13 protein-coding genes are annotated in these 12,404 nt (G+C 34.4%); 4 read left to right on the top strand and 9 right to left on the bottom strand.

All coding sequences use genetic code 11. The features are described from left to right. Window positions 1–2: 2 nt before the first annotated feature. Window positions 3–1,247, bottom strand: a complete 1,245-nt coding sequence (locus ACFO3N_RS00900) for an efflux RND transporter periplasmic adaptor subunit (protein ID WP_379794857.1) — start codon at window positions 1,245–1,247, stop codon at window positions 3–5. Between the two features lie 160 nt (window positions 1,248–1,407). Here ACFO3N_RS00900 and ACFO3N_RS00895 point away from each other — a divergent pair, with 160 nt between their 5' ends. Together ACFO3N_RS00895 and ACFO3N_RS00890 are read left to right on the top strand one after the other, a co-directional pair. Then, entirely contained in the window at window positions 1,408–2,760 is a 1,353-nt protein-coding gene (locus tag ACFO3N_RS00895) for a sigma-54-dependent transcriptional regulator (RefSeq protein ID WP_379794856.1), read from the top strand. Window positions 2,761–2,906: 146 nt separating this feature from the next. Next, window positions 2,907–4,232, top strand: coding sequence for a sensor histidine kinase (locus ACFO3N_RS00890; protein ID WP_379794855.1), 1,326 nt, complete (start codon window positions 2,907–2,909; stop codon window positions 4,230–4,232). 360 nt (window positions 4,233–4,592) lie between these two features. On the opposite strand, the gene ACFO3N_RS00885 is transcribed toward ACFO3N_RS00890, so the two are convergent. The 6 genes from ACFO3N_RS00885 to ACFO3N_RS00860 form a co-directional block, all read right to left on the bottom strand. Beyond that, window positions 4,593–5,102, bottom strand: a complete 510-nt coding sequence (locus ACFO3N_RS00885) for an Imm6 family immunity protein (RefSeq protein WP_379794854.1) — start codon at window positions 5,100–5,102, stop codon at window positions 4,593–4,595. 15 nt (window positions 5,103–5,117) lie between these two features. Next, complete coding sequence (locus tag ACFO3N_RS00880) at window positions 5,118–5,444, bottom strand: MGMT family protein (protein WP_379695395.1); 327 nt, start codon at window positions 5,442–5,444, stop codon at window positions 5,118–5,120. Between the two features lie 154 nt (window positions 5,445–5,598). Beyond that, on the bottom strand, window positions 5,599–6,234 hold the full coding sequence (locus ACFO3N_RS00875; protein ID WP_379794853.1) for a LysE family transporter: 636 nt from the start codon (window positions 6,232–6,234) through the stop codon (window positions 5,599–5,601). Window positions 6,235–6,276: 42 nt separating this feature from the next. Continuing rightward, window positions 6,277–6,954: a tRNA (guanosine(46)-N7)-methyltransferase TrmB gene (gene trmB / locus ACFO3N_RS00870; RefSeq protein WP_095929742.1), complete on the bottom strand. Its 678-nt coding sequence runs from the start codon at window positions 6,952–6,954 to the stop codon at window positions 6,277–6,279. A 113-nt stretch (window positions 6,955–7,067) separates the two neighbouring features. Further along, window positions 7,068–8,450, bottom strand: a complete 1,383-nt coding sequence (locus ACFO3N_RS00865; RefSeq protein ID WP_379794852.1) for an ammonium transporter — start codon at window positions 8,448–8,450, stop codon at window positions 7,068–7,070. Between the two features lie 263 nt (window positions 8,451–8,713). Next, the gene (locus ACFO3N_RS00860) at window positions 8,714–9,202 is read right to left on the bottom strand and encodes a nuclear transport factor 2 family protein (protein ID WP_379794850.1); all 489 of its coding nucleotides are present in this window, start codon (window positions 9,200–9,202) and stop codon (window positions 8,714–8,716) included. Window positions 9,203–9,443: 241 nt separating this feature from the next. On the opposite strand from ACFO3N_RS00860, the gene ACFO3N_RS00855 reads away from it, so the two are divergent. Next, window positions 9,444–10,109 carry a hypothetical protein gene (locus ACFO3N_RS00855; protein ID WP_379794849.1) on the top strand — a complete coding sequence of 222 codons (666 nt, stop codon included), beginning with the start codon at window positions 9,444–9,446 and terminating at the stop codon, window positions 10,107–10,109. 92 nt (window positions 10,110–10,201) lie between these two features. Here ACFO3N_RS00855 and ACFO3N_RS00850 read toward each other — a convergent pair whose 3' ends face one another. Continuing rightward, a complete protein-coding gene (locus ACFO3N_RS00850; RefSeq protein WP_095929746.1) occupies window positions 10,202–10,516 on the bottom strand; it encodes an HPF/RaiA family ribosome-associated protein in 315 nt (104 codons plus the stop codon). 345 nt (window positions 10,517–10,861) lie between these two features. Between ACFO3N_RS00850 and ACFO3N_RS00845 the strand changes: the two genes are divergently transcribed. Beyond that, window positions 10,862–11,095: a hypothetical protein gene (locus tag ACFO3N_RS00845; protein WP_008466285.1), complete on the top strand. Its 234-nt coding sequence runs from the start codon at window positions 10,862–10,864 to the stop codon at window positions 11,093–11,095. 34 nt (window positions 11,096–11,129) lie between these two features. Here ACFO3N_RS00845 and ACFO3N_RS00840 read toward each other — a convergent pair whose 3' ends face one another. Next, window positions 11,130–12,350 (bottom strand): type II restriction endonuclease, encoded by a 1,221-nt coding sequence (locus tag ACFO3N_RS00840; RefSeq protein WP_379794848.1) that lies wholly within the window; start codon window positions 12,348–12,350, stop codon window positions 11,130–11,132. Window positions 12,351–12,404 lie beyond the last annotated feature (54 nt).

The raw sequence follows: 12,404 nt of genomic DNA, 5'->3' as shown, positions 1-12,404 counted from the left end.
AACTATTCTTTATTTAGAGAAAGCTCTTCGATATCCTTATAATCGCTGTAAGAAGAAGTAACCACAGATTCGCCTTCTTTTAAGCCTTCTAGAACTTCATAATACGAAGGATTTTCGCGGCCTAGTTTGATATTTCTTCTTATCGCTTTGTTTCCGTTTACGACAAAAATCCATTTTCCTGCTGCTTCCTGGTTAAAAGCTCCTCTCGGAATTACCAAAGTTCTATTCTTTTCAGACAAAATCAGTTTTACGCCAAAACTAAGTCCGTCCTGTAGAACAATGTTTTCTTTACTTACAAAAGCAAGCTCCACAGTAAATCGTCCGCCTTTTACTTCAGGAATTACTTTGGTCACGATAACTTCAAGATTTTTCCCTTTAAATTCTACCTGTCCTTTTAAACCTTCTCTAAGTTTTTCCAGATAAAATTCGTCTACTTCGGCAATAAGTTTGTATCCTTTGTTAGAGTCGATTCTTCCGATACTTGCGCCTGCCTGAAAAGTCTTTCCTAAAACAGGTTCAAAAGACGTTAATCGTCCTGTTTCTGGTGCTGTAATTAAAAAGTTCTTTTTGTTGTTTCTAAGAATATCCAAACTTTTTTCCATAGTCTGGATCGAACGGTTTATTTGTGAAATCTGAACCTGATTGCTTTGTTTTTCTTTTTGAATACTCTGCTGAATGGTTCTTTTGCGTTCTTCCTGAAAACGAAGGCTTTCTTTAAAAGTATTCCAATCATTTTTAGAAATTACATCTTTCTCATACAACTTCGCATTCATATCGTATAGTCTCTTTGCGTCGTTATAATCATGCTCTATCAAAACCAAATCTTTATTTAGGTTTAATTCTTGATTTCGAATGTTTAATTTCCCCGTATTCAAATTGTTGATTTGCTCAATAATAGCAGTTTCCTGAGTCAGATAATTCAATTCTGTATTCGGATTGTACAAACGAGCTAGCGATTGTCCTTTGGTAACCATTGCACCATTTTCTACAAAGATTTCTTTTACAGAACCTCCCTCAGTAACATTTACAAGCATAACATTCAAAGGTTCTACTTTTGCCTGAAAAACAACAAAATCTTCAAAAAAGGCTTTTTCTGCTTTTTGAATTACCAATTCGTCGGCTTTTACATTTAAAGTTCTTTTGGTGTTAAATGCAAAAAGGACGATCACGAGCAAAACTAAAAAAACAGCAATTGCTATTGCGAAATATCTAAATTTTTTACTTTTACGAGGAATTATCGTGTCCATTTTTTAAATTATTTTACTGATAATCAATAGGTAAATATTGTGCCATAAAATTTATTATCTGTAAAGTATTGATTTTAAAGAGGCTCTAAAAAACACTTCTAAAAAGCAGTGTCCGATAATGAACAGTTGACCGTTCGGAAGCGGACAGAAAAAAGACCACATGAGAAAAAAACTAGCCCAAATATTAGTTGTTGACGATCAGGAAGAAATTCTTTTTTCTGCAAAAATGATTCTTAAAAAACATTTCGAGACGATTTTTACAACCAATAGTCCTAAAAAAATCATTTCGATCTTAAACGAAAATGACATAAATGTGGTGTTGCTGGATATGAATTACCGAATTGGTTTTGAAGATGGACGAGAAGGAATTCATTGGCTGAAAGAAATTAAAACACTTTCTCCCAATACAATTGTGATCTTAATGACCGCTTTTGGTAAAATTGAAACCGCTGTAGAGGGTATTAAAATTGGAGCTTTTGATTATGTGCTAAAGCCGTGGAATAACGAAAAACTGCTAGAAGTTATTGATAAAGCAGTTGCCGAAAGCAGAAAAAACAGTAAAAAAACAGCTTTAGAAAAAGCAGAGAAGACCGAAAAGAAATATTTTGTCGGCACTTCAGCAAAAATAAAACAAGCTTATTCTATCGCCGAAAAAGTGGCCAGAACAGATGCCAATGTTTTGATTTTGGGCGAAAACGGAACAGGAAAGTATGTTTTTGCCGAATATATTCACCAACATTCTGAGAGGAAAAATCAGCCTTTTGTCCATGTAGATTTAGGTTCTCTAAGTGATAATCTGTTTGAAAGCGAGCTTTTTGGTTACGCCAAAGGTGCTTTTACGGATGCTAAAATCGATACCGCTGGCCGTTTCGAAAATGCCTCAAACGGAACTATTTTCTTAGATGAAATTGGAAATATTCCGCTTCATCTTCAAGCTAAATTATTACATGTTTTACAGACTAAAACCGTAACGCGTTTAGGCGAAAGCAAACCACGACCGCTGAATGTTCGTGTTATTGCCGCAACTAACAGCGATATTAAAACCGAAGTAAAAAATAAAACCTTCCGTGAAGATTTGCTGTACCGAATCAATACAATGGAGATCAATCTTCCTTCTTTAAGAGAAAGAAAAGACGATATTGTAGCGATGGCCAATTTTATTTTGGAACAGATTGCAGAAAAATACAATCAGGAAAATTGGCGTTTTGAAGATAATGTTGCATCTTATCTGGAAAAATATCCGTGGAAAGGGAATGTTCGAGAAATGGAAAACAAAATTGAACGCGCTTTGATTTTGGCTGAAAACAATACTATTTCTGTAATGGATCTGGATATTTTGGATTTTGAAGAGATTCAGGAAAATGATGAAAATCCACTATCGGAAATGGAGAAAGGCGCGATTGAAAAAGCACTTTTTAAACACAACGGAAACATCAGTAAAACTGCCGAAGAATTAGGTTTGTCTCGCGCTGCGTTGTACAGAAGAATAGAGAAATACGATTTGAAGAATTAAAGAGGAAGAAGCAAGAGGCAAGAATCAAGATTTTTGCTTTGTCTTTAGTCTCACGCAGATTTTGCAAATTTAGCAGATAAAAAATCCCTTTAATCTTTTTAATCTGTGGCTAGAAAAAAATAATTCGTGGTAAACAAAAAAACTAAATGAAAAACTGGAAATTTTATAATGCGTTGTTTGTTAGAGTTCTATTTGTAATGGTGCTCTTCCTTGCCAGTGCATTATTATTCTATAAAGGATTTCAATACAACGCTTTATTGGTTGGTGTTTTTGTTTTGATTTTTCTAATCGAAATGTATTTTTATGTCAAAAACCAATTGCTGTTTTATGACAAAACGATAAACTCTATTCTACATGACGACTTTTCTGCTCATTTTCCAGAAGAACATAAAAAAGGCAACTTTAATAGTCTGTATCTTTTGTATGATACTTTAAAGGTTCAGAAACAAGAGCAGATTTCCAAAGAATTAATCTACCGTTCGATTCTGAATAGTATTGATACCGCTGCTTTAATCTTAGAAAAAGAAAATGAGGATTGGTCTATTTTTATAATGAACGATTGTTTTTCGAATCTTTTTAAAGTGCCAAAAGTAAGTCATTGGAAATACCTGAAAAACTATCTTCCGAGTTTATGCGGCGAAATTGAAAAGGTTGGTTTTACCGAATTAAAAACCGCCATTTCAATTAAAATTGAAGATCAGGATCTGCAGACTTTTATGTTGCAAACTTCTCTTACGCAGACTTATGACAAAGAGTATTTTATCATTTTGCTAGACAGTATCCAGCGCGTTATTGAGAAAAAAGAAAAAGAAGCATGGATTAATCTGATGAAGATTATTTCGCATGAACTAATGAATTCTTTAACGCCTATTCGTGCGCTTTCGCAGAATTTGCTTCATATTGTAGATCAGGATGAATTGGAAGAAGACGATTTTGAAGACATCAAAAGCAGTATTTCGACCATCATAAATAGGAGCGATCATTTGCAGTTTTTTGTCGAGAATTACCGTAAACTAGCAATGTTGCCAACGCCAAACAAACAAATGACGCCGATTAATGCTTTGTTTGAAGATTGTCTTCGAATTATGAGTCCGATTTTGAAGGAAGAAAAAATCGAGTTGATAAATGAAATACACAGTTCACGTTCTATTATGATTGATAAAAATCAAATGGAGCAGGTAATTATCAATTTGATTACCAATAGTATTCATGCTTTAAAAGAGAAATCAGAAAAGAAATTAATAATCTCGAGCTATACCGAAAATAATCGTTTTTTTATTGTGATTTCAGACAACGGAAAAGGAGTAGATGCTGAAATTAGAGATAAAGTTTTCCTTCCGTTTTTCACCACCAGAAAAGACGGAGCTGGAATAGGATTAACGCTTTCTAAGAATATTATAGAAGCACACGGAGGTTATTTAAGCTACCAAACCGATGAAGATAAAACGAGTTTTGTGATATGCTTGATTTAGTGGGTTTGCCACAAAGTCGCGAAGTCTCAAAGATTTTATCGTAGAGACGCACTGCAGTGCGTCTACACAAAGAGAGTAAATATTGATAATGGTTTAATCTCGCAAAGTCGCAAAGACGCGAAGATTTTATCGTAGAGACGCACTGCAGTGCGTCTACACAAAGAGAATAAATATTGATAATGGTTTAATCTCGCAAAGTCGCAAAGACGCGAAGATTTTATCGTAGAGGCGCACTGCAGTGCATCTACACAAAGAGAGTAAATATTGATAATGGTTTAATCTCGCAAAGACGCGAAGTCGCAAAGATTTTTTTGTTCCCGCAGATTTTGCAGATTCGGCAGATTTTGAATTTTTAAAAGATTATTTATTGTCTTTCAAAAATTGCTCTATAAGAAGTTTTTCAAATCCTTCGTTATTATTGTTAGATTCAATTAATAGTAAATCAATTAAGTTTTCCCATAGATCATTTCCTCTTTTGCAAACATCTTTAAAGTTATCAATAAAGTGTTGAATGGTTTCATAATCTACACTTTCAATAGTTTGAGGAATATATTTTGTTTTCTCGAATTGATAAGCTTCCCAGGTAGTGTATGAGAATGCATTTGCTATGCAAATCCAAATTTTTTCTTTGGAAGGATCATTTTCGAGCATTAGAAAGTCCAATAAACTTTGTTCTTCTAAGTTCTCTAAATAGAAGTACAAATCATCTGCGGATATATTTTTATATTTTAGCCATTGCCAGCATTTATCTATTGCTTTAATAGCAAATTCATAGCCATTAGATTCTGAAATGTCTTCAATAATTAACTCAGTTAAAGAAAGAAGAAGTGAAACTTTTGCATTTGTATTTAATAATTCAAACTTATTCATGCGATTTTAAGTAAATTAAACTTCAACTTCTGGTTTCCAGAAATGTTTCTCAAAATCTACAATCTGATTGTTGACGACTTTAATCCCTTCGTTCTCTAAAAGCTGCTGCATTAAATTAGTTCCGTCAAAGTGATGTTTTCCTGTCAAAAGTCCTTTTTGGTTTACCACTCTATGTGCAGGAACATCATCCATATTATGGCAGGCATTCATTGCCCAGCCGACCATTCGTGCAGAACGTGCTGTGCCTAATGCTTTTGCAATTGCACCATAAGAAGTAACTTTTCCAAACGGAATTTGTCTGGCGATTACATAAACTCTTTCAAAAAAATTCTCTTCTGCCATGATGTTTTGCCACAGATTAAAGGGATTATAAAGATTTTAAAATTACTATTAATCTGCTAAAATCTGCAAAATCTGCGTGAGAAATAATTAACCACAAAGAAAAAAATCATTTTAATCCCTTTATCCCGATAGCTATCGGGAGTGGCTATAAAAATTATCCGAAGTAGTAATTCAGAATATTAAAAAGTGTTGCCAGAGCCACTAATCCAGTAATGGTTCCGATAATGGTATTCATGTTTCTCATGAAGTAATCGGTTTTCTTTTCTATTCTTCCGAAGAAAGCAATATAGCTGTATAAAATTCCGAAAGCCCCAAGAACAGAACCTAATACAAATGTTAGTATAATCGGGTTTTGAAATGTAAAAAGATTGTATGAAGCCAGAGTAACACTTACGACAACATAATACGGAATGGGAAAGAAGTTTAATCCAGAAAGCAACATTCCGAGAAAGAAACTGCTCTTTTTACTCTTTTTGATTTTCGTTTTTTTCTTTGCTATCGGATCTTTTGCAAAAAACAAAAAATAAATAGTTAAGATCGAAAAAATGACAAAACCAACTTCACGCAATAAGGTTACAACATCTGGACGATTGTCTATGACACGAGCAAACAATACGGCAACATAAGCTTGAAAAAAAATAACTAAAACAGCTCCGATTACAAACCATAAAGCATTCTTTTTGCCTTCTTTTATTTTTATTTTCGCAGCTGTCATATTGAGCAATCCTGGCGGAATAGTCCCGATGGCTGCAGCAATAAAGCCTGAAAGTAATGGGGTAAGATAGGTCATTTAGTTATTAAAATCGGTTAGATAAAGGTTTCAAAATTAAAGTTAGTCTTTAATTTTGAAACGAATATACGTAATTGCCTTATTAATTTCTAAATATTGTTTCTCGTAAAAAGTCTGGATAGACGTTACCACTTCTGGGCTTCCTTCGTTTTTGTATACGTTATGATTTGCGTATAAAACTTCGTGACCTTCACCATGAAGCAATCCAAGTGTGTAACCGTGCATAAATTCGCTATCGGTTTTAAGGTTTACAACACCGTCTTTTTTCAAGATTTTTTTGTACAATTTCAAGAACTCAGAATTCGTCATTCTGTGTTTTGTTCTCTTATATTTGATCTGCGGATCTGGGAAAGTAATCCAGATTTCATCTACTTCGCCTTCAGCAAAAATATGATTGATCAATTCGATTTGTGTACGAACGAAAGCAACATTATGAAGTCCGTCTTCTACAGCAGTTTTAGCACCACGCCAGAAACGAGCGCCTTTAATGTCGATTCCGATAAAATTTTTGTTTGGGTATTTTTCTGCTAATCCAACAGAATATTCTCCCTTTCCACATCCTAATTCTAAAACTAATGGATTATCATTTTTAAAGAAATCAGAGTTCCATTTTCCTTTTAAAGGCATTAAATCGCCTACAACTTCTTCTCTGGTTGGTTGAAAAACGTTTTGAAATGTTTCGTTTTCTCTGAATCTTTTTAGTTTATTTTTACTTCCCACTTTTACAAAAATTTTCTGCAAAATTAAGGAATATAAACGGTAGGATTGTTTAAAAAAGAGAAAAATCGCAAGAGTTGTCTTTTTTAAAACAAATCTTGCGATTCTATAATGTATTAACCGTAGTGAGGTTCAGTAATTGGTTTTGATTTCGGATCTAATGTTTCATCATGTTGTGATAAATCCAATCCGATGTGTTCTGATTCTTCAGAAACTCTTAGCGGAATAATGAAATTGGTTACTTTGAACAAGAAATAAGCTCCAAAGAAAGTAAAGACTGAAACCAGAACCAATGCCATCATGTGATGTCCGAAAACATTCCATCCGCCGTGAAGTAAACTTGCATTTTCGCCGTGAGCGAAAATAGCGGTTAGAATCATTCCCATAATTCCGCCCACACCGTGACAAGCAAAAACGTCAAGCGTATCGTCGAATTTTTTAGAATATTTACAATTTACAGCCGTATTAGAAACCAAAGCTGTAATGAATCCGAAAAACATACTTTCTGGGACAGAAATAAATCCTGCAGCAGGCGTAATGGCAACTAAACCTACGACAGCTCCAATACAAGCCCCTAAAGCAGAAACTTTTCTTCCGTTCATTCTGTCAAAGAAAATCCAAGTTAGCATCGCTGCAGCCGATGAAGTTGTGGTTGTAGCAAAAGCCATAGCGGCAGTTCCGTTGGCAGCAAGAGCAGATCCAGCGTTGAATCCGAACCAACCGAACCAAAGCATTCCTGTTCCTAATAATACAAACGGAATATTGGTTGGAATATGCTGGCTGTTTTTTCTTTTTCCTAAAACAATAACTCCGGCTAAAGCTGCAAAACCAGAACTCATGTGTACAACAGTTCCTCCTGCAAAATCCTTAACACCAAAATAACTTCCTAAAACACCCGTTGGATACCAAACGGCATGACATAAAGGAGCATATATAAAAATGGTAAATAAACTAATGAAAACTAAATAAGAGATAAAACGTACGCGCTCTGCAAACGAACCCGTAATAATTGCAGGACAAATGATGGCAAATTTCATTTGAAACAAAGCAAAAAGCATAAACGGAATCGTATTGGCCAATTGTTTATGAGGCAGAACGCCAACATAATCCATAAAAGCAAAAGTGGTCGGATTACCAAAAAAGCTATAAAAATGGTCGCCAGAACCAAAACCAACCGGTTCTCCAAAAGCAAGACTAAATGCAACTACAACCCATAAAAGCGTAACGACACCTAGACAGATAAAACTTTGAAGCATGGTTGAAATAACGTTTTTCTTTCCTACCATTCCGCCATAAAAGAAAGACAATCCTGGTGTCATGATTAAAACTAGACAGCTCGAAGTAAGCATCCAGGCAACATCGGCAGGAACAATATGATCTGTCGTTCCAAATTCTGATAAAACATAATTATTTTCGGTAACTGTTGGCCAAAAAGCCCCTATCGTACATACGACGCTTATCATGATAAAGGAGATAATCCAGCGTTTTTCTATTTTCATTTTTAAAATACTTTGTTTAACCCTATTTTTTTTGGGGTCAAAGTTAGAAAAAAATAAATATTCTTGTTTTTAAGGCTGATAAAATAGAGGTGTGGGTTTTATTTTGATGAATTTTGTAAAATACCGCTCGTTTTTTTGACAGTATCTTATTCTAAAGTTACAAAAAAGCACTGTTTTTGCCGAATTAATTAAAAATAATCTGCTAACAGTGCTTCTAAAGTGCTCAAAAAGTTATGTTTATAATAACAAAACCGTAAAATGTTTTATTTTTTCTGAAGTTTTGCAATCAAAGCGTCTTCAATGGGTGCTTTTATTTTGGTTACAGCATCAACTTCGTCATTTGGAACGGTCATCGATAGAACATAATGCTGAATTTTCCATTCGTTCCCCACTTTAACCAAAACGCCAGAACCGCGGCAAATTTTCATTTGCGTATCTAATAATTCATCAAACCAAGCAATCTTTCCGCTTTTATCAAAAAAGATATGACGCTCTAAAGCATTAAAGTTCCATGTAGTTCCTTTATCGAAAAAGGGTTTTGCCCAAACGGCAAATTCTTTTTTAGTCCAATTCTCGGTTGCATCAGTTCCAATGTAAATTGCATCATCGGCCAATGTATTAAAATAAGCATCAAATTTTACTTCGCCGGCAGCTTTATGCCACGCATCTAAAGTCTGATTGATTTTGTTTTTGTCTGTTTGTGCATTTACAAAAGAAGCAACGAATAAAAGAAGTAAAAGTGTTTTTTTCATGAGATATGTTATTTGAGTTTAAAGGTATAATTTTTTTGAACCATATAAGTGATATAAGAAAACTAAAGAAAACGAATTATTGCCGCAAAGGCACCAAGGCACTAAGAATCTTTAAAATAAAACTTTGCGCCTTGGTGCCTTTGTGGCAAGTGTAAGTAAAGCTTAAATTATCTTACATTACTTATATGGCGTAATATCTCAAAAACCACTATATTTGATTCTCAATAAAAATACCCCAGTCATGAATCCAAAAATACTTTTAAGTTCACTTGCTATAACCTCTCTTTTGATTGTTTCCTGTAAAAAGGAATTAGAGCCGCAAGAAAGTACAGCGACTTCAGAATTAGTACGATTAGGACTTGCAAAAGATACAACTAAACCTGCTGCGCCAGTGGTGCAAGCACCTGCAACAAACCCAAATACAGTTTTAAGCGATACAAAAGGAATTAACCCTGCTCACGGACAGCCGGGACACCGTTGCGATATTGCGGTTGGCGCACCTTTAAATTCTGCACCAACACAGCAAGCGCAGGCAACTCAAGCACAAACCGTTCAGGTAAATCCGACTCAGCAGAAAATGGTTACGACTACAACTGCTGCGCCAGTTAAAGTAGCAAAAGGAATGAATCCGCCACACGGACAGCCAGGGCATAGATGTGATATTCTTGTTGGAGCACCTTTAAATTCTGCTCCTGCAAAAACTACAACAACAACAGCTTCAAATACCGCTCAAAGCGGAACAGTTACACAAAACTTTACGGTTACCCCGCCAGCATCAAACCAAGTTCCAGCTTTGTTAAGCACAGAAGGCACTGAAGCGACAGTAGCAGACGGAATGAACCCGCCACACGGAAAACCAGGTCACCGTTGCGATATTGCAGTTGGAGCACCGTTGCCAAAATCATAAGTTAAAGAGAGAAAGTAATAAAGTAACAAAGTGACAAAGATTCCAAGAAAACTTAGAATCTTTGTCACTTTGTTACTTTGCAACTTATTATATTAATGCTCTTTTATTTTTTCGAAAGTGCTCGTCAATGTTTTTTTAGCTTTGGCCAATGCACCGCTAAAAGCTTTTTCAAGACTTTCGGCGTGTTCTGTAACCGTAATTGGCTGTAGTTTTACAGGACGAACTTCAATCACACACTTTTTGTCATGCAAGCTGAATTTTTCTCCATTTTCATCTCCAAAATGAATTTCTACGCGAGTAATTTTATCTTGAAAACGGTCTAAGCTTTTTTCTACTTCTCCAGAAAAATAACTTTCTAATCTTGCACTTCCTTCAATGTTTTTGTCGGTGTTGATTTGTACTTTCATAACAAATAAAATTTAATGATTCATTCTCAAACTTATCGATTTTAAAGATAAAAGACAAGTAGGTTAAGGAAATATTATGAAATTTTAAATTGATTTATTTTTCAATTTTGTAATTTCGATTTGGAGAAAATATACTTAGAGTATTTTAATTCTTAAATAAAGAAAAAACTTACAATTCATTTTGTTTTTTTATATATTTGGAGTTCCTAAAACTTCAAATAATGAACACAAAAAAACTTTTTGCCCGTGCGGAATGCTGGCGGTATTGGAAACAACTGCAACGCGTATTTGAAGGCGTAGGACAGCTAACCCGTGCGGGTTTTATTTTCCCTAAACTTCAAAATTATGAGTACCAACACCCTTTCCAAAGAAACCGAATTGAGGTTAACTGAATTCTTCAACAATTCAATTGATTCCAAAAGTATGGCTAAAACCATTAGGCAAGTAAATTTCCTAATTGCATTAAATGCAATACGAGAAGATGGATTTATGAAAACGGAGACCGTAAATATTGAAGATGGTTTCTTTTGGTTAAATGAATTAGCAGAAATTCTTGATCCTTATTTGGTGATTGAGTAAGAAATGAGAAAAAGCCACTTGGGAAAGTGGCTTTTTATTTAATGATTATGTTTTGTCGCTGACGAACCATATGTATAAAATCTTGAAGATTTAACAAATTTGACTGTTGTGAAGCTGTAAATGTTTCCTTTAAAGATTGTGGAATTACAAGTTGTAAATTTTGTGCAATCATTTCATCAGTCTGATTTACGCTTATTGCTGGCTCTAAGGTGATTAAATGTTTCTGAGAAATTCTTCCTGCTTCTGATAAAACTTGTCTCCATCTGTCTTTCGCTGTGGTCTTGACACCAAGCATCGTTAATAATTCAACAGGAAAACTGGGATTATGATAATCCGTTATCGATGGAAAAAGAAAATCAGGTTTGTTGTTTCTTTCTGTTTTTGCTCCCTTAGAAAAATTTATCTCTTGAAATTTAAAAATAGATGCGAGATGATTTTCAAAAGCAAAACCGGCACGAGATTTTCTTCTATTCTGAATGCTTAATGAGAATGAAATAAAATCGTCTACATCGGTTTTATTTTCTCCAAATCCTTGCTCAAGTTTTTTTGATACAATATGCTTTTCAAGCGTTTTGAAAAGCATTTCTTCTCTTTCAAGCCAAGTGATTAAAGTTTTATCAGGTTCTTCAAAAGGAGAGACATTGTCAACTGTAGAACGGGCAAACTCGGAAAAGATAGCTGTTGGAGGAAACTGACTTCCAAATGTCTCAAGTATTAAGTTTAAGAAATCAGGCTCAGATTCATCAATTTCGAAACCAAGAGAATTAAGGATGTATTTTCCTGCAAAATTGAGTTTAATGTCTTTTGAGGAAATATTGCGGAGAATAAATTTGTTTCCTATTTCTCTTATTTCAAAAAGCCAAAGTAATTGTTGCTCTGCGGTTGTTCCTTTTGGCGCTATTACTACAACTAATTTGTTGTCATGCGTGAGTCCAATTAATAAGAAATCGCCAGCAATAGCCTTTTCCATAATTTGTGTTGTGGAATAATAAAGACGAAATTCATTTCTTGTCGGATGATTTTCTCTTGCATTATACCAAGTCAAGGAGCCTTCTTCTTTTAATATGGCTTCTTCATCATCAGTTAGATGTATAAAAATAGCTTCATATGTATGTTTTTTAGATCCTAAAATATTTCTAAATTCATTGATGCCATTGAATTCGTGTTGATTGGAAATGTTAGGGTCAGCTTCAACGTCACTAAGTCTTTTTGCGACTATACCTTTAAAATATTTTGAAAGAAGACCATTTTCCATTATTGATGTATTAAAATTAATTTATCACGATTTATTAAATATATTACTATTGAG

It is taken from the genome of Flavobacterium chungangensis (assembly GCF_042654045.1).
Lineage (GTDB): Bacteria > Bacteroidota > Bacteroidia > Flavobacteriales > Flavobacteriaceae > Flavobacterium > Flavobacterium chungangensis.
This window is presented reverse-complemented; position numbering and strand designations above follow the sequence as displayed.